Origin of the sequence: Arthrobacter dokdonellae, from assembly GCF_003268655.1 — a bacterium.
GTDB lineage: Bacteria > Actinomycetota > Actinomycetes > Actinomycetales > Micrococcaceae > Specibacter > Specibacter dokdonellae.
The window spans coordinates 2,039,610-2,062,526 of record NZ_CP029642.1 but is presented as its reverse complement, the minus strand read 5'-3'; the positions used below and the strand labels follow the sequence as shown (position 1 = coordinate 2,062,526).

Here is a 22,917-nt window from a genome sequence, read left to right as displayed (position 1 = left end):
TGCTTTTCCTTGCCGTCTAGCCTTCGCGGTCCCTTGGGCCCGCCTGGTGCTTTACTAAACCTTAGCTGGCCTTCTGTGCCGGGGCCGGGATGGTGCCGCCGTTCAAATCAGGTGTCACCGCCGCCGGAGCCGCCGCAGCGGTGCCGGCCTTCTTCTTGGCTGCCGCGGCCGCGGCGCCGCCGTCCTGTGCGGCAGTCGTGGTCTTGGCCGCCGGTGGCGCGGCCGTGTCCGCGGCAGCCGGGACCGGCTGGTTGATGTCGGCCGGTGGAAGCACGGACAACGGCTTCGTGTCGGCGGCGGCCGGCAGCGGGGCCCCCGTCACCTTCTTGGTGCGGACGTCGATCTGGCCCGACGTCGCCGCCGGGACCATGCCCATGCCGACGGCCCGGGCCACCAGGCTTTGCGGTGCTTCCTGGGCGGACAGGTTCAATTGCAGCGCCTGGTTGGATTTTTCCAGCGCGGACTGCTGGTTCTTCAGGTCCACCAGTTGGTACTGCCCTTCGGAGACGGACACGCTCATCACCAGCACCGCGGCCAGGGCACCGACCATGAGCAGGAACAGGGACACCACCAGGGGTGTGCGGCTGCGCCGCGGAGACGAAACGACCAGCGACAGCGGCGTCCGGGTCCGTGGCGCCCTGACTTCACTGGCCGGCTGCCCTGACGGGCGCAGTTCCTCCGCGGAGAGGGCCCGCGCGTTGCTGCCGACTGTCGACGGGATCATGCGTGCTGCGACCTGGCTCATGCGGCGCTCCTGACTTTCACTTTTTCCACTGCCCGCAGCCGCGCCGAGGCGGCCCGGGGATTTTCTGCAATTTCTTCGTCGGTGGGAATTTCCGTTCCCTTGGTCAGGCGTTTCAGCGTGGCCTTGTGCTCCTCGAGTTCCACGGGAAATCCCGCCGGTGCGCTGGAGCGCGATCCCGCGGCAAAGACGGACTTGACGATCTTGTCCTCCAGCGAGTGGTAGGACATGACAACGGCCCGTCCGTGCAGGGCCAGCGCGTCGACGGCCGCCGGGACTGCCCGTTCCAGCACGCCCAGTTCCTCGTTGACCTCGATGCGCAGCGCCTGGAAGGTCCGTTTGGCGGGGTGTCCGCCGGTGCGGGCAGCTCCGGACGGGACCACGTGGCGGATGATCTCCACAAGCTCGCCGGTATGGGTCAGCGGCGCCTTGTCCCGCGCGGCCACGATGTGGTTGGCGATGCGGCCGGCGAACTTTTCCTCACCCCATGTGCGGATGATGCGCACCAGGTCCTCTTCGGAATAGGTATTGACGACGTCGGCCGCCGTTTGTCCGCGGCTGGTGTCCATGCGCATGTCCAAGGGCGCGTCAAAGGAGTAGGCGAATCCGCGCTCACGCTCGTCCAGCTGCAGGGAGGAGACGCCCAGGTCCATCAGGATGCCGTCGATGGCGCGGACGCCAAGGTCGTCAAGGACGGCGGCGAGTTCGTCGTAGACGGCGTGGACCAGGTCGGTGCGTCCGGCGAAGGGTGAAAGTCTCTCGCCGGCCAGGGCGAGTGCCTCGGTGTCCCGGTCGATGCCGATCAGGTGGAGGTCGTCAAAGCGTTGGAGCATGGCCTCGCTGTGCCCGCCCATGCCGAGCGTGGCGTCCACGACGATGGGGGTGCGCCCCGCTTGGCGGGCCGCCTCGAACGCGGGGGCCAGCAGGTTGATGCAGCGGTCCTTCAAAACAGGTGTGTGGCGGGCGGACGTGGGTGGCGTGGGGATCTCCGACGTCATCACGCCTCCGTTTCTCATGGCTTTCTATGGGTCCGCAGTACTGCTCAGGTTCAGCGCCTGGTGGGGCGCCGATTGTGGTTCTTGGACCAGATCCCCCTCCGCGCCGAGCATTGTCCCGCCTGGCTCCGGGGAAGGTGAGCCAGGTTTGACACCGCTGGGCGGGTGGAGATCTCATCCAAGATCCGGCCATATCCGCTCCCGACGGGTGTGCCCGCCGGTGATTGGCCTTTCGGTGTTGCTTAGCTGTGGCCGGGGATGGCGTCCTCGTCGATTTCCGAGAATGCCTTCTCCTGTGCCTCGAGGTAGCTGTCCCAGGCGCCCGCGTCCCAGATTTCCGCGCGGTTGCCGGCACCAATGACCACCAGCTCCCGGTCGAGTCCCGCATAGGCGCGGAGTGTGGCCGGGATGGTCACACGCCCCTGCTTGTCCGGCACTTCGTCCGAGGCACCGGAGAGAAAGACGCGGATATAGTCCCTGGCCTGCCGGTTTTGCATTGGCGCGCCGACCATGTCCGCGTGGACTTTTTCAAACTCCCTGGCACTAAAGACGTAAATGCAGTTTTCCTGCCCCTTGGTCAGGACAAGTCCACCGGCCAGTTCCTCCCGGAACTTGGCTGGAAGGATGATCCGGCCCTTTTCGTCAAGGCGCGGTGAGTGTGTTCCGAGAAACATCACCGACCACCTTCACATCAAGACGCTGGAGCCGCCTTCCACCATTTCCCTCTTACGCGCTCCACATTACTCCACAAACCTCCACCGTCAACGCCGCGGCATCCTCAACGCGGCGTGTCGTGGCGCGGATCCCTTGCGGGTGCTGGGATCCGGCGGGTGGTGCGTTGTGGAGGGATCTGGACGCCGCGCGCCGCCGTCCTGCCCGAAAATCGGAAACCAGGGCCGGTTTTCGGCCTCGTGGCCGTCGTGGGGGCCCTGAAACTGGCCCGGTGGGACACAGTGGAGCGCCGCGGTGGGGCGAAGTGGAGCGCCCCGGTGGGACGAAGTGGAGCGCCCCGGTGGGACGAAGTGGAGCGCCCCGGTGGGACGCCTTGGTGGGGCAAAGCGGGGCGGGAGTTTTGGACACAAAAAAAGGCCCGCACTGCGGGCCTCGTGGGCGGGCCCCGACCATCGGACGATACGGAAGCCGTACGATTTCCGGCCGCGGTCGGGCAGCCCTGTTTTTCACACCCCTCGCGCCGGGGCGTTCGTGCTATTGGTCCTTGCGGCGCTCTTCCCAGCGTTCCTCAAGATTGTTCATGAAACCGCTTTTTTGCCTGGTGGCTGACTTGGCCCCGGCGCCGGGGCGGCCGTTGAACTTCGGCCGGGAGATGGCAAAGTATACGCCGACCCCCATGATGAGAAACCCGAGGATGCCAACGGCGATGACCTTGAGGGCGACCCCGCCCAGCAACACCATGATTCCGACAATCATGATCAGAACACCAATCACAATGTGCCGTGTCGACAATGAACGCGCCGGATCCGATGCCAGTGTGTGGGCGAACTTCGGGTCCTCGGCGTGCAACTGCTGCTCCAATTGGTCAAGCAGTCTTTGCTCGTGCTCCGAGAGGGGCATGACGACCTCCTTCATTTCAGGGCCATGGGCGTCTTAACCCGTTAACGCCTTCAGTACCCGTATTAGTTCCCTGCCGGCTGACTTCCGGCGATTTGTGCCGGCCACCGGAGAGCACCAACGAGCTTGAAGTCGTTGCTGAGTAAACTCCTACTACTAACAATAGGCGTGTTTTGGTGGAACTGAAACCCGGTTGCGGCCCGTCGCGGGCAGCTTGTCAAAAAGCCTTCCGGCCCCCTTCGCCGCGGTTGTTCCCGGCCCTCTTGAGCAGCCTTGCGGGCACAATTCCGGCTGTGCCAAACTTGGCGGCAATGGCGTCCGCCACCACTTCGGCGCTGCGTCCGTTGTCCTCGCGGGGGTCCAGGGCCAGTTGCAGGGGTGCCGTGGCCGCCGGTTCCAGCGACTCCACCCGGACCCCGATCAGCCTCACGCTTTGCGGCCGTGTGCCGAGGGCGCGCAGCAGCCCGGTGGCGCCGGCGTAGATCTGTCCGGCGCTGTCAATCCCCGCGGTCATCGCCTTCGAGCGGCTGATGGTGGAGAAGTCCGAGTATTTGACCTTCAACGCCAGGGTCCTCCCTGCCAGCCCGGCCTCCCGCAGGCGCCCGGCCACGCGGTGGGAAAGCCGCAGCAGTTCCTTGGTGAGGACGTCGTCGTCGAAGGTGTCCACCGTGAAGGTCTCCTCCGCGCCGATGCTCTTTTCCACGCGGACCGGAGTGACCGGCCGCGGATCGATGCCCCAGGCCAGGTTGTGGAGCGCGAGGCCGCCGGCGCCGAGCGTTTTTTGCAGCACACCCACCGGCGTGGCCGCCACATCGGCCACAGTGAAGATGCCCAGCCGCTGCAGCGTCTCCAGCGTCTTGGCGCCCACGCCCCACAGCGCCTGGACGGGCAGCGTGTGCAGGTACTCCACGGTGCGGTCCTTTTCGATGAGAAGCATGCCGTCCGGCTTGCAGCGCGTGGAGGCGATCTTGGCCACAAATTTGGACGCCGCAATGCCGACCGAGGCGGTGATGCCCAGCTCCGACTCCACCTGCCGGCGCACCATGGCGCCGATCTCAAGGGGCGTCCCCAGCCGGCGCAGTGCACCGGAGACATCGAGGAAGGCCTCGTCCACGCTGAGCGGTTCCACCTTGTCCGTGATGGAGTTGAACAGGCCCATCACCTGGCGGGAGACCTCCTGGTAGGTCCCGTGCCGCGGTTCGATGACGACGGCGGACGGCGCCATCCGCATGGCCGTCGCCATGGGCATGGCGGAACGCACCCCCAAGGCCCTGGCCTCGTACGACGCCGAGAGCACCACCGAGCGTCCCTCAGGGAAGCCGACTATCACCTGCTGTCCGCGCAGTTCCGGGCGCCGGCGCAGTTCCACCGAGACAAAGAACGCGTCCATGTCCACATGCATGATGGTGCAGTCCGTCTGGTCCAGCACCCTGCCCGCCTGCCCGCGCCGCAGTTCGGCCTCGGCGCGGCTGCTCTCCGGCCGGCGGGGGCGTTCCGGGATGCGGCGCACTTGCTGTTCCACAGATACAAGCCTAGCGTCCGGGCGGCCCTGAGGCCGCGCGTGGGTAAACTGGAGAAGATCCGTTGCACCGCTACCGGCAGCTAAGGAAAATACGTGAAGAGCAGCCCCTTTATTGCCCGCCTGGGCCACCGTGACAGGTGGACGTATCCGGCCGCGGCAGCCCTTGCGGGAGCGCTCCTGCTCACCGGGTGCTCCGGCGCGCCGGCCACGTCGGCGGCCTCCCCGTCATCAGGGGCGCCGGACGGGTCGGCAACCACGGCCCCCGCAACGGCGGCCTCGGTCCCGGCCGGTTCAGCGACGCCAGGGGCCGGTTCGGCGACGGCTAAGGCGGGGGCCACGCCAACGGCCCAGACGGCCACCAAGGGACTTGTGGCAGGCTTCCCCACGAAGCTCATCCCGCTGATGAAGGGCGCCACCGTGCAGGCGTCCAGCCTTCAACGTTCCACCCCGCTTTCCGTGGCATCGCTGACGGAAACCGTCACGGCCAAGCCTGCTGACGTCATGGCCTATTACACGAAGGTGTATCTTGCCCAGAAGTTCACGGCGCTGCCGGGCGATTCCGTCGACGGCACCCCGTCAAAGACCTTTGTGCGTTCGTCCGGACAGGAGAATGTCAATGTGGCCGTTGTCCAGACGGGAACCACGGCGACGGTGACGGTCGGGGCCAACGTGTTCCCTGCGTCCCTTAAATAGGCCCTTGCCAGGGAATACGGCAATTCCGGGCACAAGGACCATTCCAGCAACCGCACGGAACGCCCGCCATGCGTCCACACCCAGCGGACGCTCCACACCATCCACAGCAAGGACCCACCCCAGCATGACCGCATTTGCCGCCACTCCCAAGGAATCAACGGCCGCTGAGCAGGACGCATTTGTCGCTGCGGTGGCGGTGAAACTGAAGGAATTCCTGGCTGGAAAAAGCACGCTGCTCTCAGCGATCTCCCCCGATTCACTGGTGCTGGTCGATTCCATTGCGTCGCTCGTCACGGGCGGCAAGCGGATGCGCGCACTCCTGTGCTACTGGGGCTGGCGCGGTGCCGGCGGGGCGCCGGACGCCGAGGAAGTCATCATGGCCGGCGCAGCACTGGAGCTGTTCCAGGCCGCCGCACTCATTCACGACGACATCATTGACCGTTCGGACACCCGCCGCGGCGGGCCCAGCGTGCACAGGCAGTTCGGCACCCTGCACGCCGCCCGCGGCTGGGTCCTGGACCAGGAACGGTTCGGCCATGCGGCGGCCATCCTGACCGGTGACCTGTGCCTGTCCTTCAGCGAAGAAATGTTCGCCGCCATCGGCTCCCGTGCCACCGGCCGTGCCCGCGACGTGTTCAACCTGATGCGCACGGAGGTGATGGCGGGGCAGTATTTGGACATCCTCGAGGAGGTTTCCGGCCCCACCAAGCCGCACAGCACCGCCGTCGCCCGCGCCGCGGCCATCATCCGCTTCAAGAGCGCCAAGTATTCATCCGAACACCCCCTGGTGCTCGGCGGAGCGCTGGCTGGGGCCTCCGCACAGCTGCTCGAGCGCTACAGCGCCTTCGCCCTGCCCCTCGGTGAGGCCTTCCAGCTGCGCGACGACGTCCTGGGCGTCTTTGGCGATCCGGCACAAACCGGCAAGCCGGCGGGGGACGACCTCCGCGAAGGAAAGCGCACCGTCCTGGTGGGCCTGACCATTGAGGGAGCCGGCGAGTCGGAACGGCAATTTGTTGACAGCCACCTGGGGCGGCAGGACCTCAGCGACGCCCAGATCGAAACATTGTGTTCCATCATGGTGGATTCCGGCGCGCTGGCGGGAACGGAAACCATGATCGCCGAGCTCAGCAGCACGGCCTTCAGTGCACTGGCGGAGATGCCCATTGACGATGCCGTGTCCGAGGCATTGTCAGCGCTGGGGCGGGGTGCAGTGTCGCGCACGTCCTAGCCGGAACTCCCGGCCCGGGCCGCTTCGCGGCAGCCCGGCCCCCTACCAGCCGAGGGCTGCGGCGCGGCGGCGGATTTCAGTTTTGCGGCCCTCACGGAGCGCGTCAATGGGACGGCCCGGCAGGGAACTGTCCTCGGTGAACAGCCAGGTGATGGCTTCCTCGTCGTCGAAGCCTGCGTCGTGCAGGACGGTGATGGTGCCGCGCAGGCTGTCCACTATTTGGCCGTCGCTGAAGAATTCAGCCGGGACGGCGCGAATGGAGCGTTCGCCGATCCTGGCCGCCAACAGGGACCCGTCCTTGACGAGGGCATGGACCCTGGTGACGGACACGTCCAACGCGGCCGCCACGTCCGGCAGCGGCAACCATTCACTGACTACTTTTTCAACATTACTCACGTGTTCAAGGTTCCCACAGGATCGTCGGCTGCGCACACCCTGGCGGTGGCGGCAGGCCCGGCTGTGAATTACACCGCTGTGGTTAGGGCAGTTTACGCCCAATGCACTGTCCGTTGCGCGGTTTTGGTGTAAATTCACATTAGTCACACAAGTAACACCATGATCACGAGCACCAACCGTCACGGAAACCAGAGGATCACACCCATGACTTCCCAACGCCCTTCCCGGCCCGCGCCTGCCAGCGGGATGCAGCTGGCGGCTGTTGCCACCGCTGCCATTCCCGTTGTCATGCTCTCGTCGCTGGCACTGGCCCATCCCGCGGAGGCCGCAACGGCGCCGACGGGGCCCAGGATTCTTCCATCTGCGGTCACCCATGGCGGACTTGCCGCGGCAGTGCGGGCGAGTCCCAAGGCTGCCGGGATCCCCACCTCCGTGGTGGCCGGTTCCATTCCGTCGCGCATCGCGGCACAGTCACCCGTCGCGAAGACCTACAGGGTTGCGCCGGGGGACACCATCTCCGCCATCGCCGCGCGCCACGGGCTGTCCACCAGCGCCGTGCTGGCCCTGAACAGGCTCAGCGCCACGAGCATCATCTACCCGGGGCAGCAGATCAAGCTCGCCGGCGGCAGCGCGGCCGCCGCGCCCGCGCCATCGGCCAAGGCTTCCGCCGTCACGTCCAGGGCCACGGCCACGTATGTGGTCAAATCCGGGGACACCATCGGCGCCATTGCCGCCAGGCACGGACTTTCCACCGCCTCGGTGCTGGCAGCAAACGGCATGAACAACGCCACCATCATCTTCCCCGGCCAGGTGATCAAGCTCGGCAGGTCCGCCGCCGCGCCCGCCCCCAGGCCGGCAGCGGCCAAGGCGGCCACCCCGACGGCCACGAAGGCGCCGTCCGGGAGCTCTTATGTCGTCAAGGCAGGCGACACGCTTTCCGGGATTGCAGGCAGGCACGGACTCTCCACGGCCTCGGTGATGGCGGCCAACGGCATGAACAACGCCACCATCATCTACCCCGGCCAGGTGATCAGGCTCGGCAAATCGGCCGCGGGGCCCGCCTCCGCGCCGGCCAAGCCGGCCGCTGCCAAACCGGCCGCTGCCAAGACAGCATCGGGCGGCACGTATGTCATCAGGGCGGGCGACACGCTTTCCGGGATCGCCTCCAGGCACGGCGTGGGCCTTCAGGCGCTGGCCTCCGCGAACCGGATTTCGGTCAACGGCACCATCTACGCCGGCAAGACGCTGACCATCCCGGGACTCAGCGCGGCATCCAGCTCGGTCACGCCGATCAAGCCCGCCGCCCCGAGCGTACCCAACACGTTCCTGCACTACACGTATCCGGATGCGGTGGTGGCCGATGCAAACAAGAACCTGCGCGCGCTGCTCGCCGCCCCGGCGCCCACCAGGGCCCAGATGAAGGAGATGGTGGCACGTACGGCCGCCAGCATGGGCGTTGACCCGTCCCTGGCCATGGCCTTCGCGCAGCAGGAATCAGGATTCAACCATCAGGTGGTCTCCCCCGCCAACGCAATTGGCACCATGCAGGTCATCCCGGACGCCGGCGACTGGGCCTCAGGAATGGTGGGACGCAAGTTGAACCTGCTCAACCCGCAGGACAACGTCACGGCAGGGGTGGCCATCATCCGGGCCCTGCTCAAGGACGCCAAGACCGTCGACCTGGCCATTGCCGGCTACTACCAGGGCCAGTATTCAGTCAGCGTCCACGGCATGTTCCCGGATACCAAGAAGTACGTGGCCAGCGTCAAGGCCAACCAGAAGCTGTTCCGCTAAAACGACGTGCAATAACCACGGCAGGGGCCGCCAGCGAGTGTTGCTGGCGGCCGCCTTCCGTTTCACCCAATAGGATCGAAGGGTGCAAGCGGAGCCTTTTGATCCCCTGATCGGGACCACAGTTGACGACCGGTACCTGGTCCTGGCCAAGGTGGCGCGCGGCGGCATGTCCACCGTGTACCTGGCCAAGGACGTCCGCCTCAACCGCAACATCGCCCTAAAAATCCTGCATGCGCATCTGGCCACCGACAACGCCTTCATTGAACGCCTGCAGCGTGAGGCCTGGAGCGCAGCAAGCCTCTCCCATCCCCATGTAGTCCAGATCCACGACCACGGCGTCGGCGCGGAACACGCCTACCTGGTGCTCGAATACATCGATGGCCACACCCTGCGAGACATCATCAATTCCCGCGCCCCGTTAACGCCGCGGCAGGCCCTTGACCTGTTGGACCCCATTGTGGAAGGCCTGGCGGCCGCCCATGCCGCAGGCCTGGTCCACCGCGACGTCAAGCCCGAAAACGTCCTGGTCTCGCGCAGCGGATGGGTCAAGATCGGCGACTTTGGCCTGTCGCGCGCAGTCACCACCACCACCAGCACGGGCACGCTGCTGGGCACCGTCGGCTACATCGCGCCCGAACTGGTGAACGGCGACGGCGGCGACGCCCGCAGCGACATCTACTCCGCCGGTATCATGCTCTACGAACTCCTGACCGGCGAGCAGCCGTTCCGCGGCCAGGTGCCCATCGCCGTGGCCATGCAGCACGTGCGCGACGACGTCCCGGCGCCGTCCGCCGCCGTCCCCGGCCTGCCGCCGGAGATGGACGAGCTGGTCCGCTACATGACCGAAAAGGACCCCGACAACCGGCCGGCCAACGGGGCCTCGCTGCTGGAGGACCTGCGCCACATACGCCACACCCTGACACCGGAGGAGCTCGACGCCGGGGGGAGCGGCCCGGGCGGTGGGCCGGCCACACGTGCGGTTGATGCCGCCGCGCCGACCGCGCCCCTCCCCCGCGGCATGGCCGGGTATCAGGAAAACCCCACCGAAGCTCTCGGCCATCGGGGCCCCCAAGACAACGGCACCGCCGTCATCGGCGCACCTTCCTACCCCACCAGCGTGCTTCCCCCGGCCCACCGCCTGTACGTGGACGACGCGGACCGCGCCGCCCTGCATGCCGCGGGCAACGAGACGGCCGGCCTTGAGCCGGGTGGCGGCGTCGAACGTGAACGCGCGGCGGGCGGACCGTCCAAGCGGGAGGCACGCGCCGTTGCAAGGCAGCGTGCCAAGGCGGCCGCGCGGCCGGTGGCGACCCTGGGCACCGCGCACCCCCGCCGACGTGCGGCCATCTGGATTCTGATAGTGGTGCTGCTCGGCCTGATCGTGGCGGCGGCCGGATGGTTCCTCGGGATGGGGCCCGGCGCCCTGGCAACGGTGCCCGAGGTACACAACAAGACCGTGGCGCAGGCCCAGTCGCTGATCCAGGCCCAGGGCTTTCAGCGGGCGGCAACCTCCGAAGTCTTCAATGAAAAAACTGCGACGGGACTGGTGGTCGACACCGATCCCACGGGTGGGACCGAGCAGCGCAAGTTTCAGGGCGTGACGATCCTGGTTTCCAAGGGCCCCATCCTTTATCCCGTTCCAGCGCTTTTTGGCAAGTCGCTGGCCGATGCCAAGGCGGCGCTCACCGGCGGACACCTCGCCGTCGGCGCCGTCACGGAGGCTTACGACGAAAAGAACAAGGCGGGGACGGTCGTGAGCCAGAATCCGGCCTCCGGCACCGATTTCCGTGGCAACACGAAGGTCGACCTGGTGGTATCCAAGGGACCCAAGCCCATCCCCGTGCCGTCGTTGGTTGGCAAGACGTCCGCGGATGCACGGGCCGCGTTGCAGGGCGTGGGCCTGGTGGCAGCCGTCGCGCCCGAACAGGTCAACAGCGCCACGGTCCCCGCCGGCGCAGTGGTGTCCCAGTCGCCGGCGGACGGAATCCTCACGGCAGGCGGCACCGTCACCTTGACGATTTCCAAGGGCCCCAAGCTGGTCATGGTTCCCGACCTGGTGGGCAGGCAGGTCGACGATGCCCGGGCGCAGCTCAAGGCACTCGGATTCAAGGTGAAGGTGGAAGAACTGCTCGGAGGCTTTTTCGGCACCGTCCGCTTCCAGGACCCGCAGGGCGTGGAAGCCCCCGAAGGCAGCACGGTGACCCTGCGGGTCATCTAGCCAGCTCACCTCCGGCGGCGAACGCGGCATTTTCTCGGCCGCTACCCGACTGACGGCCGCGGGCGGCCTGACAGTCTCCTGTCGTGGGTTCAATTCCCGCCCGGGGCACCATGGGGTGGCTCTGACCTGCGGTTATGTTCCGCAGGTCAGAGCCACTTTAGGCCAAAAACGGCCCAAGTCACGTTTCACTCACGTTTTTGAATTTCCATGACGAGGGTGTGGGCGCCCTGGGTGAGCCTGTCGATCGCTGATTCTGCCAGCAGGGTCGTTATGTGAGGAAAACACAGTGCACCTATCGGTCTGGTGACGCGCACCGTCCTTCACGTCATTGACGCATGAACCAAAGCCAAGCTGTCGCCTGCCAGCGGGATGGGACCACCGCGTTGCCACGAGTATGGGACCACTCGTTAGTGTTATTTAGCATTGCGGGTCTCCTTGTTTTCGTCAATAGTGGCGCGCCGGTTTCCGTTGGCGCGTTGGCGCCAGGAGGGGCCCTCGATGACGAGGGTGTGGGCGCCCTGGGTGAGCCTGTCGATGGCTGATTGGGCCAGCAGGGTGTCGGCGGTCATGGCCATCCATTCAGCGGGCTCGCGGTTGGAGGTGATGATGGTGGATTTGCGGCGGTGGCGTTCAACGACGATTTCGTAGAAGTCGTTCGTCTCGGTCGCGTCCAGGGCCTTGATGGCAAAGTCGTCCACGATGAGCAGGTCCACGGCGGCGATGCGCCGCATTTCGGCCTCGAGGCTGTTATCGAGCCGGGCGGCCCGCAGCCGGGTGAAGAGCTTGTCGGCGCGGGTGAAGTGCACGCTCATCCGCCGCCGGATCCCGGCGTGGCCCAGGGCGGTGGCGAGGTGGGTTTTGCCCACCCCGACCGGGCCGAGCAGCAGCACGGAGTGCCCGGCCTCGGCGAAGGCCAGGGTCGACAGGTCCGAGAGGAGCATCCGGTCGTACCTCAGGTCCGCGGCGTCATCCCAGCTTTCCAGGCGCATGGCCGGGTCCAGGCCGGCCCGGGCGGCGCGCAGAGCGGCGGAGCGCGAGTCGCGGCGGGAGAGTTCATCGGCGAGCAGGAGTTCCAGGAACGCCGCGTGCCCCATCTTTTGCTGGCGGGCCAGCACGAGGCGTTCGGGCAGGGTGTCCTTGAGCCCGGAGAGTTTCAGGGCCCGCAGGATCCGTGAGAGGTCCGTGCTGACCGGGTCCACCGGCCCCGCCGGGATGGTCGCGGTGCTGGGGTGGTTCAACGTGCATCCTCCTGTGCTGTCTGCGTTTCCCTGGCTTGTTCCGGCGTTTCGGCGTGGGAGAAGACCAGGTGCAGCTGCACGCCGCGCCCGTACCGGGGGCCGGCGCCGACCCCGATCTCCCCGCCGGTCCCTGAACTGGCGGCGGCACCGGTCCCCTCATTGGCCAGCCCGGCCCTCGTGGTGGCAATAGCGGTCCCAGCGTTGGCCAGGGCGATCCCAGCGTTGGCCAGGCCGGTCCCAGCACTGGCAGCGCCGCCGGTCCCGGCACTGGCCAGGGTGGTCCCCGCGCCGGCAGAACGCCCCGCCGCCGCGGGCCCGGCCGCCGCGGCGGCGTATTCGGACGGGTCGCGGGCGAAGCGCGCCGTCCCGGCCGCGACGGCGACCGGCATCAGGGCCGGGATGTTTTCGACGGCCTTGGCCAGCATCGAGTCGATCTTGCCCACGGCGATGACGTCCAGGTCCAGGGCCTTGGCGCACGCCGCCTCCACCGCGGCCGGCCCGTACTGGCGCACGAGGCCAATGAGCCGGTAGACGGCGCGCATCCTCGTCCAGGGCAGCGGGTCATCGAGGATCCGTTCGGCGTAGATGCCGATGTTTTCCCCGTGCCCGGCGCACAGCCCGATCAGGTGGGTGATGTCCCGCAAAGCGTAGGCGCTCTTGTGCTCGGGCAGATCTGACGCGTCGGTGGAGCGGGTCCCTGGCCGCATCCTTGGGTGGGTCTTGATCAGCTGCCCGCGGTGGTAGATCTTCACCAGCTCGCTGTCGGCGCGCACGGCAACCTGGGAGCCGATGTAGTCCCCGGGCACCGAGTACAGGGCCTTGCCGATCTCGAGGTGTTCTCTGAACTCGAATGAGTCATATATATCATCGCGAATCGCCGGCGTCAGCCAGCGGGCTGGTGGCCGATGGTCGGGATGCCGAGGGCGACGGATGTGTTGGTGCGCCGTTGCACTTGGGCCAGTTTGTCTTCGGCGCCGGCGAGACTGACTTCGAGGCCTTCGACTTCACCGAGCCAGCCTTGCTCATGGGCTTCGACGACGCGGGCTTTGAGGTTGTCGCGGATCTCGAGTAGGCGGGTCTGCTGGTTCGGATCGGGCCAGAGCAGGGAGCAGCGGATGCAGGCGTGTTCGTGGATGCAGTTGCTGCCGAACGCGCGGCCGCAGGTCCCGACCGATACCTTGCGGCGTTGGAAATGGCCAAGGAATTGCTGCCACTCGTCGTCGGTGGGCTCGCGGTATTCCTCGCTCGGTCGCAGGGCGCGGCGCCGGGCTATAAACGCCCGGTGGGCGGTGATCGTTTCCTCTGGATAGACGGCCTTGTATCCCATGGTGACGCCGATGTCCTGGTGGCCGGCGATGACCTGCGCGATGTGCGGCGGAAGCCCGTTCATGATTGCATCGGTGATGAAGATCCTGCGGAAATCATGCGGGGTGAACCGGAGCGGCTGCCCGTCATCAGGGCCTGTCAGGCCGGTGCGTGCCAGCGCTTCGTCGAGCAGGGTGGAGACAAATCGTGCGGTAATGGCACGGTGTTCGCCGTTGACGAGGTGTTGGAACAGGAGCGGGGCAGGTCGGCGCCAAACCAGTTCGTGTTCGTCTCTGGCGCTGACCAGGGGGATGGTGCCCTCGGGTTTGCGGTGGCGGCTGATGATCGTGGAAAGCACCTCGGCCAGTTCGGGGCTGACCACCAGCAACCGTTCGGTGTCGGTTTTAGACGGGGCGATCTGCAAGAGCGGAACGAGTTCCCCACTGTCCGGCAGCCGGTATTGGATCAGGCTGTGGTGGCTGATCTCAAGCAGTTCCTCGATGCGGACGCCGGTGTGCCGCAGCACCTCGATGACCGCCCACGCCCAAAATGCATGGTCTTCATCGCGGTTGAGCAGGGTTTTTTTGGCGGTGTCCGGGTTGGTGACCCAGACGTTGGCCTGCGTGCCGTGCGGACGTTTAATCCTGGTCATGGTGATGCCGTCGGAGGTGAACGGTTCGCCGGGCGCGGCGCGTAGCCCGGCGGCGAGGAGCGCTGTTGATTGACGGCGCCAGGTGGTGGTGGAGTTGGTCAATACGGGCATTACCGGCAATCGGGAGCGGGTGCGGCTGTCCATGCGCGCCTTGCGGTGCCGCACCATTTTCCGGCGTGACAGATCGTCCTGGCTGATAGGACACGGTGCCACCCATGGGGCCCACCGGCTAGGGTCTTCTAATGCCCACTGGGACAGGTCGAGGTAGAACGCCCGGACCGCTGCCAGAATATCCAGGTGCGACAGTCGCTCGGTCTCGATCTGGATTTCCTTGCCGTCGCGGACAATGGTGCGAATTTTGGTGCTCAGTCGTCGCTTCCACGCCCCGGCAATATTGCGGGGTAGGTTCAACGATTCGATGCCCTGGTGGTGGCGTTCCAGGTCGGCCCAGAAGCAGCGGACCAGCGCGTAGGCCAGCGACAGCAGTGTGGAGTAGTCGACGGACGGCTGCCGCTCACGCAGGTAGTCGACCAGCAGGTCGCGTATTGGGATGCAGGCAATGTTGTAGCGGTCGACGAGTTGTTCGACGGTGCGTTGCCCGGTGCTGTGGATCTGTTTGAGGCTCGGTACGTCTGCTGTAATGATCCCGGTTTGCCGCAGGACGCGGATGCTCGCCCCGGCTGAGGGTGCTTTGGCGCGAATCTCCTTCTCCAGGTCGATGACCTCGAGGACATCACCGACGGTGATGTCCTCGACTGTGCCGCCTTTTGCGGCGACGATCACGGCGCAACGAAACAGCACGTGCTTGCCCACGTCGGTGCCGACTGTCTCGTCACGCTCGCAGTGGTCGCCCAGCCGGGCGAATCCTTCACCGTCGCGGGTACGGGTCAGGTGACGGACCAGCTTGCGTTTCTTTCCTCCGGTCAGCAGCCACCGCAAGGACGGGCGAACCACATCGAGTCCGACGGCGATCAGGAAGGAACTGGTCATCACCTCCAGCCGGGAGGGCGAGTAGTCGCCGCGCTCACGTAGCCACCGGGCGGGCAGCTCGGCCCAGTCGTCGCCCGCCGCGTCCGCTCCGCTGGCCAGCCATCGTTCCTGCCAGGTGTCGCCCGGGTGCTCTGACAACCAGTCCAGGAGCATCAACAATCCGCGAAGGCCCAGCAGCCGCATCGATTTCGATACCGGGGCACACAGCGCTTCCGACGCCCGTTGATCCAAGGTCCGCCTGTCAACGCCGGTGGCCGGCCACCGATCGACGGTGGGCCTCGGGGGAAACCGTGCCCGCCATGCGGCCACGTCCCTGGTGTCATCCGACTGTGGTGGCCAGTCGCCGTTGGTGTCTTTGCTTTGTTCTGCCGGGGCCATAACGGCGCTGATGCTCATGGTGTGGCCTTTCCAAAGAGCACGGCGAGGGTTTCTGGCGAGTAGCCCGGCGCCGCCGGGGGCGGCTGCTCGATGCGGTCGCGGGCGGAGTGGTGCGCCAACACGCGGGCGATCACGTCCTCCTTTCGCGGCGTGATGTAAATCTGGGTGGTCGTCAGCCGGGCATGACCAAGGACGTATTGCACGTCTGTGAGCGGCATCGAGGGGTCCTCGGCCATCCGGTAGGCAGCGGTGTGCCGAAGCGCGTGTAGCGTTGCTTCTTGGCCGGCCGCCTGGCCGGCACGCTCAAACATCCGGTGTGCCGCGTGGTAGGTCAATGGCCGCGCCGGCCGGTCCAGCGTCCACCACAACGGCTGCAGCGGACCCTGCCCGATCGCATCTTTCATCTCGACCTGATACAAACGTAGCCACACAAACGCGTCTGGTGACGCCGGCAATTCCTGCACTTCCCGGGTTCCCTTGCGCACCACCGTTATCAGTTGCCTTCCGGGGTCCACGCCTCCCTGAGTGGCCGATAACAACTCCGAGGCGCGCGCACCGGTAGACACGTAGAAGGCCACCATGGCGCGGTCCCTGTTCGAGCGCAACTTCGCGAAGATGTCGTCGAAAACCCGATCAGGGATGCTCCGTGGAATCCTGCGCTGCGGCTTGGGCCGGTACAAGCCCGACTTTTCCAGCCGGTAGGGATCCATAGGATTGTGATGGGCGTTCGCCCGTCCGGTGCGTCGGGACCGAGCAAGCGGGAACGGATTGACCAACGGGCCCGATCCGACATCGCGGTGGAAATCGTAGAAGCCCCGCAGCACCGTCTCGCTGTGGAGCCGGGCCGAAATTGAATACCCGCGGCCTTCCCGGGCCACTACCGCCAGCCAGCGGCAGAAATCCCGCGCCTCGATCCGGGATGCACGATCCCAGGCCACGCCAATCGCCCACAAGAAACGGAACCAGCGCAGCAGATCCATGCCATACGAGCGGACGGTTGCCTCGCTGCGCCCGGCCGCCAGCAGATCAGCGAAAAACGCCTCGACGGCATGGACTGTTCCGCCGTCCGCGCCCACCAGCCGATACGGCTCCCACCGCGACCCGGTTGCCTCCAGCGAACCGACCGCAGGCACACGCAGATATTCCAACTCCCTGGAACAATCAGATTCTTCGACCATGATCCAAGACGCTATGTCCCCAGCTGACCCGTCCCTCTGCGACATGCCCAAACCCGGCAGGCTGTTCAGTCAACAGGTGGTGGTCACGGTGCACCTTCGCGTCCTTGAACAAGGGCACGTCATAGTCCGCCGGGGCCGGCAACAAGGCCGGGGCTTCCTCGGCGGTGAAGACCTCCGCCGGGCGCGCCTGCGTCGTGCCATGAATACGCATCCCGGCCTTTTCCTGGCACCAGAACACCGCCCGGGCCTGGGCATCTTCCAAGTCCGCGAAGACCTCGCCGGCAAAGAAATTCCCGCGCACATACTGCACCACCCGCTCCACGCGGGGCTTATCGGTCGGTGTCCTGACGCGGGCGGCATCGGTGGCGAACCCGGCATGGGCGGCGTAATCGAGCCAGCCCGTGGAGAAACGCGGATTCACCGGCTCCGCGGCCGTCACCACCGGCTTCATGTTGTCCGGAATCAGGACCTTGAAGACACCGCCAAAGAACGCCCACGCCATCTCGCACCCGGCAACCACCGCCGCCAGGGTCTGGGTATACGTCAGCCAGACGAACATGTGCCGGGAATACACGGCGGTGAAGATCAGCGCGTGCACCTTCCGGTCCCGGCCCGTCTCGGCGTCGGTGATGGTGCCCATGTAGGCGAAGTCGATCTGGCACTCCACCCCAGGCTCTCCATCGGCGACGCGCACCGTCGTCGCCTTGACCCGGTACCCGCACCGCTCCGTCGCGAAACGGTGCAGCGTCCGATACGGCACCTGGCAGCCCTGGCGGGCCAGCAGCTCGTGGACCTTCACCAGATTCAGCGCCCGGCCCGCCTTCCCCGTCCCCGTCCCGGTGACCCAGGCCCGGATCTGCTCCTCATGCCCGGCCAGCTCCTCCCACGCCTGCCCGTGCCCGTTCGGCCGTGACGGGCGGACGGCGGCGACCACGGCCCCGACGAGCTCGTCAGTGACCGCGCCGGGCCCGGCGTCGCGCACCAGGCCCGCCGCCTCAGCAGCCTGCACATAACGGCGTGCCGTTTTCCTATCCACCCCGGCCCGCTCGCCCACTGTGCGCAACCCCGCACCAGCAAGCCATGCCCGTAAAACTTCCCGAATCTCAACCACGCTGACCTCCCTGAAAACCATCCCCGTTGACCTCCACGCCGAGAACACTGACGCGATGTTCAAACAAGGAAGCGGAGAACTCCCCGGCACAACACGCCGGACGGTCCCATGACTGGCTAAACAAGTGGTCCCATGAAGGTGGCAAAAAACGGGCTACAGCGGTCCCATCCTCCTGGCAGGCGACACAAGCCCGCAGTTCTCGACAGACGTGCAGGTATAAGTCCACGTAAGGAATTTCGTAGGAGGCAGTGGGCTATGTTTGGTGCATGACAGATCGATCATCTGGTGACTGAAACGATGGCATTGCCTGAGGGTATCGGCCTCAAGGCGACGGCTCAGCTACCTCAGCTTCCCCCAGCATTTCGGCCTAGCAAATGGGCGGCTTCGCCGCGCCAGTGGGTGCCGAAAATGTGTGCGCTTCCGTGGCGCCGTGTGTGCGCTTCCGTGGCGCCGTGTGCCCTTGCCCGGCGGTGTTGCCGGGGTGATGATGGTGGTGTCTGTGATCGTCGACGCCGGTGCGACTATGATGCCTTGAGCTTGTGGACTAGCTTGGCGCGGAGGGCTTCCATGGGCACCGTGGATTGTTGCTTCGAGCACGCGTATCAGTTTCCTTAGTTTTATCCCGCCCTCCCCTTCACGGGCACGCACCCCGTGCCGGGGCGCAGCATGTCTGTACCGTTGGAGGGATTGTGATGGGAACCAAGGATCCGAATGATGTGGTGTACCGCCGTGTGGCGGGCATGGATGTGTCCAAGAGTGATGTGAAGGTTTGCGTGAGGGTGCCCTCGACCCAGCGCAACCGGTACCATTCCGAGGTCACGACCTGGGGTGCGACGGTGCCGGAGATCATGAAGCTGAAGGCGTTCCTGGAAGAAGCGCAGCTGGAGTTGGTCGTGATGGAGTCCACCAGCGATTATTGGAAGCCGTACTTCTACCTGCTCGAGGACACCGTCCCGGTGCAGCTGGTCAACGCCCGCCAGGCACGGAACCTGCCAGGGCGCAAGACGGACGTTTCCGATGCCCACTGGCTGGCGAAGACCGCCTCGTGGGGGATGCTCGCACCTTCGTTCGTGCCACCCCCGCCAATCCGGGTGTTGCGGGATTTGACCCGGGCCCGCAGCACGATCACCTTCGGGCGCGCCAGTGAACTGCAGCGGCTGGAGAAGTACCTGGAAAGCACCGGAAGCAAGCTCTCCTCCGTGGTCTCGGACCTGGACGGGGTGACCTCCACGCTGATCCTGCGCGCCCTGGCCGGCGGTGAACGCGACCCGAAGGCGCTGGCCGCCTTGGCCAAGGGCCGGCTGAAGAACAAGACCGACGAGCTGGAGCAGGCCCTCACCGGGATCCGCTTCACCGCACACGACGCGTTCATGGTCGCCTTCCACCTGGACGAGCTGAACGCCCAGCAGGCACGCCTGGCCGCCCTCGATGCGCAGATCACCGAGGCGTTTGCGCCCTTTCGCACCGACATCGAACTGCTCTCCACGATCCCGGGCGTGAAGACCACCATCGCCCAAGTCATCATCGCCGAAACAGGCGGGAACATGGCCGCGTTTCCCACCTCGGCCCAACTCGCTTCCTGGGCCGGCGTCGCGCCCGGCAACAACGAATCCGCCGGCCGCCACAAGCCCGCCGCGACCAGCAAGGGCGACAAGTACCTCAAGGCCGCCCTCGGGCAGGCCGCGCTGAACATCGCCAAGCAAAAGGGCGGCTTCCTGCCCACACGCTACAAAAGAATCGCCAACCGCCGCGGCAAGCCCCGCGCCATCGTCGCCACCGGACACACACTCATCACGGACATCTGGAACATGCTCGCCAACGGCGTCGCCTACGAAGAACCACACCCGCGCCGATACGACCAGGCCAACAACGACAGGACCCGCCAACACGCCCTCAGGGCACTCAAGCAGCTTGGATACGAGGTGACACTCACCCAGGCGGCCTAACCCACCCTATTTTCGTATCAGTTCGCTGGCAAGATCACTACGAATTTCACTGCTGGTCGCCTTCGTCGTTTTCGCTTCTACTGTGACGTTTTCCTCATATTTCGTCGGTTCTGCAATTGCCCCGTTCACAGCTGGCTACCAGCGTGTCGATGGAGTGGTGACCGGTCTAGTCCATATCGACTCTCGAGCAGATAGACAATGCCAGCAGAATATTGTTTTCACTCTTGACGGAAAGCAAGTCGAAGGAACAACTCGCGAACCAATCGAATGCGCGAAAGCCCCTCCGATGGGCACTGTACTGCAGATTGCTTTAGAACCAAGCTCCCCTCATGCCATCCATGTCGTTGACCCTCGTTCCAACGCGTACACCTGGCCGTGGGAAATGGGGATGATGGCAATCATGTCCATCGCTTTGACTGGCTTATATCTGGCGAAGGCGGCTATCCCATACCGGCAAGTTCGCCGCCTTATCGCCAAGTGTCCGATCTGGCACGAAGTCACTGCCACTTTGAAGGGGCGTTCTCAGGACGGCGGCCGGACGACTCTCCTGCTTGAAGCCGAAAACACCGCGGGCCAACGACAGCAATTCGTCCTCCGCCACCGTGGCCCGAGCCCATGGCATCCCTTACCGAAAGTTGGAGTCCCTTTCGTACTTGCCATGGCAACCGATGGAGGAAAAGCCGCACTCCTGTCAGAGAAAAACGATCCAAAGCTCTGGCTCGTACAACTAGAAGTACCGAACGCCTTCGAACTCCGAGCGATGGGAGCATGACTTTCAGCCGACATCGCCTTTGAAACCCGGCAAGCCCACACTCCTCATTGATCGCCTATCTGTTACCGATTCGACAACGGAGCTGTAGCGGTCATGGCATCGCCAGTGTCCTTGGGCGTGCAATAACTGCCCAGCATTCGACGCGATTGATTTTTCACGCCCCACGCTGAACCAAGTGCGAACCCGGACCTTGAAGATTGCATTCCACTACCCTCAGGCATCCAGTCTTCGGCCACGTACGGCTCCTGTTCGTCCCGGTGGGTCTAGGACTCAACTGCACCGCAATATTGAGCATGATCGCAAGGTGCCAGCCGAACCCGGAGGTATTAAGTGGAGACGATGAAAATTGCACGACTACTCGCTGTCGGATCCATCGTCGTCATTGCTGTTTCGGGCTGCACTATTACCGCACTGGTCGATGCAGCGCCACCCCCAACTGTGACAGTCCCAACGGTGGCACCCGCCGGCTCTGCACCGACCTTAACGCCAAAGACATCACGGGTGCTCATCGGGACGTTCCCAGGCCAGAACAACAAGGGCGAGGTCGTGATCACGGAGACACCCGACAGCATCGTCCTGACATTGAAGGACTTTTCCACTCCTCCAGGGGATGATCTAACTGTCGAATGGAATCCAGGAGCCATGACCAAAAATGCGGCCGGGGACAACGTCGTAGAGGACCCCGCCATGTTCCTAATCGCATCACTAAAGTCCCTCACCGGAACCCCTCAAAGCATCACGATCTACAACTACAAGACCCGCGAAGCGTTCGGCACGGCCAATCTGCACGAAGAGTGATAGTGCAGATGATGGGTGACGTCCAAACGACGATGGTGCAGCGCCCCGAATCCCGATCACCTAATTGAGTAATCCGTGTCCTTTCCGGGATAACCTGCCAGTAACGACGGAACGGGGACAGGGTGCAGGCGGAACTGATGCAACTCACTAAAGATTTGCAGATTCCCTCTGCCCTGGCGCCCGCCGGCGAGGCCCCCGTGTGGCAGTCAGCGGCCGTCAGGAAAGGCCGCCTCAAAGGCGCGATCATTTCCACCGCAGCCTTCATCGTGCTGGCCGCTACCGCCGTCGTCGTTTTGGCGTTGTTCACGCATCCCTTGTGGGGGAACTATCCACAGGTGCGCGCCACGGTCGCGGGACGGGTCGAGTTTCACGGCGGTAAGAGCACCATCTGCCGCGTCGACCTGCAGTTCATGCTCGACGGCACGCTGCACACGGCCAGCGTGACTGATGCGGATCCTTGCTCGTTCCTGCCGCATCCGGGCGCTCAGGTCGTGCTCGCCTACGACCCGAAGGATCTATCCGGGGTGCTGATCGAAGGACATGACAGTGGCATCCGTGCTGCGACAGGCTTGATCGTGATCAACATCGCCATCGTGCTCCTGCCCGCGCTGGCCATCATGCTTGCCTTCGTCCGCTCATACAGGCATGCCCGAAAAGCCGCAGGCAAGAAGCCCTGGCGTGAAGTCACGGCCGTTGTGAAAGGCGTGAACGCCGACACGATACCAACCAGCCTGCTTCTGCAGGTACCAGTCACCGACGGCACCGATCGGGAATGTCTTCTCCGCTACCGCGCCCAGGATTTGCCAGAATTTGCGCCGAAGCCCGGCAGCCCGGTCACCCTCTGGCTCGTGGCCGACGGCGAGGGCCACGCCATCATCACAGCCCCCGGCTGCGGCGCCGTCACCGACGCCACAATATCGACCCCCAATAGCTTCGAGCTCCGCACTTTTGGATTGTAAGCGTCACCAGGACGCCACCCATGTCGTGAACCGCTGGGCGTTCCGGCTACGGGCACGATCGCGGCCCTACCGCCTAAGTTGTGAACTGGCACCACAGCTGGTGAGTTCCCAAGGGCCGGAGACGAGAATGTTGTCGGCGATCTTCGTCCCGCCTGGTTCAAGTTTTCCGGTATCCGAGTCATCTCCGAGAAGAATCGTGGACAGGGAGCCTTTGAGCGAGGACATATTTACGATTTCACCGCTGCGTCTCGTATCGCTACAACCAACCTGACAGTCAGGATCCGCGTCAGGTGGAACAAGGCCAAGCACGTCGTTCTGGCATCCTCGCTCTGCAACGCGAAATACTGCACCCGTCTCTGGTCGCAAGCAGCCGCGAACTGTCTCTGTCCACCTGTTCCTGCAGGGTGACGAATGTGGGCAACGGCGAAGCTCG

19 protein-coding genes are annotated in these 22,917 nt (G+C 65.2%); 8 read left to right on the top strand and 11 right to left on the bottom strand.

Going from position 1 to position 22,917, the window contains the following annotated elements:
* Positions 1-61: 61 nt before the first annotated feature.
* The 5 genes from ftsL to dinB all read right to left on the bottom strand — a co-directional run bounded on the left by ftsL (position 62) and on the right by dinB (position 4,708).
* Positions 62-745, bottom strand: coding sequence for a cell division protein FtsL (gene ftsL, locus DMB86_RS09170; RefSeq protein ID WP_113717496.1), 684 nt, complete (start codon positions 743-745; stop codon positions 62-64).
* Positions 742-1,758, bottom strand: coding sequence for a 16S rRNA (cytosine(1402)-N(4))-methyltransferase RsmH (gene rsmH, locus DMB86_RS09165; protein WP_227878682.1), 1,017 nt, complete (start codon positions 1,756-1,758; stop codon positions 742-744). Before rsmH ends, ftsL begins: the two co-directional genes overlap by 4 nt.
* Before the next feature lie 221 nt (positions 1,759-1,979).
* Positions 1,980-2,411, bottom strand: a complete 432-nt coding sequence (mraZ, locus tag DMB86_RS09160; RefSeq protein ID WP_113717494.1) for a division/cell wall cluster transcriptional repressor MraZ — start codon at positions 2,409-2,411, stop codon at positions 1,980-1,982.
* 532 nt (positions 2,412-2,943) lie between these two features.
* Positions 2,944-3,309, bottom strand: a complete 366-nt coding sequence (locus DMB86_RS09155; RefSeq protein WP_113719442.1) for a DUF3040 domain-containing protein — start codon at positions 3,307-3,309, stop codon at positions 2,944-2,946.
* Between the two features lie 214 nt (positions 3,310-3,523).
* The gene (dinB, locus tag DMB86_RS09150; RefSeq protein ID WP_113719441.1) at positions 3,524-4,708 is read right to left on the bottom strand and encodes a DNA polymerase IV; all 1,185 of its coding nucleotides are present in this window, start codon (positions 4,706-4,708) and stop codon (positions 3,524-3,526) included.
* Positions 4,709-4,921: 213 nt separating this feature from the next.
* Between dinB and DMB86_RS20970 the strand changes: the two genes are divergently transcribed.
* Together DMB86_RS20970 and DMB86_RS09135 are read left to right on the top strand one after the other, a co-directional pair.
* The gene (locus DMB86_RS20970) at positions 4,922-5,521 is read left to right on the top strand and encodes a hypothetical protein (protein WP_227878681.1); all 600 of its coding nucleotides are present in this window, start codon (positions 4,922-4,924) and stop codon (positions 5,519-5,521) included.
* 124 nt (positions 5,522-5,645) lie between these two features.
* The gene (locus DMB86_RS09135; RefSeq protein WP_113717492.1) at positions 5,646-6,749 is read left to right on the top strand and encodes a polyprenyl synthetase family protein; all 1,104 of its coding nucleotides are present in this window, start codon (positions 5,646-5,648) and stop codon (positions 6,747-6,749) included.
* Positions 6,750-6,791: 42 nt separating this feature from the next.
* Here DMB86_RS09135 and DMB86_RS09130 read toward each other — a convergent pair whose 3' ends face one another.
* Positions 6,792-7,145 (bottom strand): Rv2175c family DNA-binding protein, encoded by a 354-nt coding sequence (locus DMB86_RS09130; RefSeq protein ID WP_113717491.1) that lies wholly within the window; start codon positions 7,143-7,145, stop codon positions 6,792-6,794.
* A gap of 204 nt (positions 7,146-7,349) precedes the next feature.
* Between DMB86_RS09130 and DMB86_RS09125 the strand changes: the two genes are divergently transcribed.
* Both DMB86_RS09125 and DMB86_RS09120 read left to right on the top strand, forming a co-directional pair.
* On the top strand, positions 7,350-8,939 hold the full coding sequence (locus DMB86_RS09125) for a LysM peptidoglycan-binding domain-containing protein (protein WP_113717490.1): 1,590 nt from the start codon (positions 7,350-7,352) through the stop codon (positions 8,937-8,939).
* A gap of 82 nt (positions 8,940-9,021) precedes the next feature.
* Positions 9,022-11,157 carry a Stk1 family PASTA domain-containing Ser/Thr kinase gene (locus DMB86_RS09120; RefSeq protein WP_113717489.1) on the top strand — a complete coding sequence of 712 codons (2,136 nt, stop codon included), beginning with the start codon at positions 9,022-9,024 and terminating at the stop codon, positions 11,155-11,157.
* Positions 11,158-11,570: 413 nt separating this feature from the next.
* On the opposite strand, the gene istB is transcribed toward DMB86_RS09120, so the two are convergent.
* The 5 genes from istB to istA form a co-directional block, all read right to left on the bottom strand.
* Positions 11,571-12,395: an IS21-like element helper ATPase IstB gene (gene istB, locus DMB86_RS09115; RefSeq protein ID WP_227878680.1), complete on the bottom strand. Its 825-nt coding sequence runs from the start codon at positions 12,393-12,395 to the stop codon at positions 11,571-11,573.
* A complete protein-coding gene (locus DMB86_RS20755; protein ID WP_193926274.1) occupies positions 12,392-13,201 on the bottom strand; it encodes a Mu transposase domain-containing protein in 810 nt (269 codons plus the stop codon). Before DMB86_RS20755 ends, istB begins: the two co-directional genes overlap by 4 nt.
* A 77-nt stretch (positions 13,202-13,278) precedes the next feature.
* Positions 13,279-15,738: a tyrosine-type recombinase/integrase gene (locus DMB86_RS09105; RefSeq protein ID WP_227878548.1), complete on the bottom strand. Its 2,460-nt coding sequence runs from the start codon at positions 15,736-15,738 to the stop codon at positions 13,279-13,281.
* Complete coding sequence (locus DMB86_RS09100) at positions 15,735-16,898, bottom strand: tyrosine-type recombinase/integrase (protein WP_113716834.1); 1,164 nt, start codon at positions 16,896-16,898, stop codon at positions 15,735-15,737. Before DMB86_RS09100 ends, DMB86_RS09105 begins: the two co-directional genes overlap by 4 nt.
* Entirely contained in the window at positions 16,882-17,934 is a 1,053-nt protein-coding gene (gene istA / locus DMB86_RS09095) for an IS21 family transposase (protein WP_236783355.1), read from the bottom strand. Before istA ends, DMB86_RS09100 begins: the two co-directional genes overlap by 17 nt.
* Before the next feature lie 767 nt (positions 17,935-18,701).
* On the opposite strand from istA, the gene DMB86_RS09090 reads away from it, so the two are divergent.
* From DMB86_RS09090 to DMB86_RS09075, 4 genes are all read left to right on the top strand, one after another.
* Positions 18,702-19,955, top strand: coding sequence for an IS110 family RNA-guided transposase (locus DMB86_RS09090; protein WP_113717488.1), 1,254 nt, complete (start codon positions 18,702-18,704; stop codon positions 19,953-19,955).
* Between the two features lie 82 nt (positions 19,956-20,037).
* Positions 20,038-20,727: a hypothetical protein gene (locus DMB86_RS20585; protein ID WP_171814436.1), complete on the top strand. Its 690-nt coding sequence runs from the start codon at positions 20,038-20,040 to the stop codon at positions 20,725-20,727.
* A 339-nt stretch (positions 20,728-21,066) separates the two neighbouring features.
* On the top strand, positions 21,067-21,525 hold the full coding sequence (locus DMB86_RS20280) for a hypothetical protein (protein ID WP_171814435.1): 459 nt from the start codon (positions 21,067-21,069) through the stop codon (positions 21,523-21,525).
* A gap of 122 nt (positions 21,526-21,647) precedes the next feature.
* Positions 21,648-22,484, top strand: a complete 837-nt coding sequence (locus DMB86_RS09075; protein WP_113717485.1) for a hypothetical protein — start codon at positions 21,648-21,650, stop codon at positions 22,482-22,484.
* Positions 22,485-22,917: the final 433 nt, after the last annotated feature.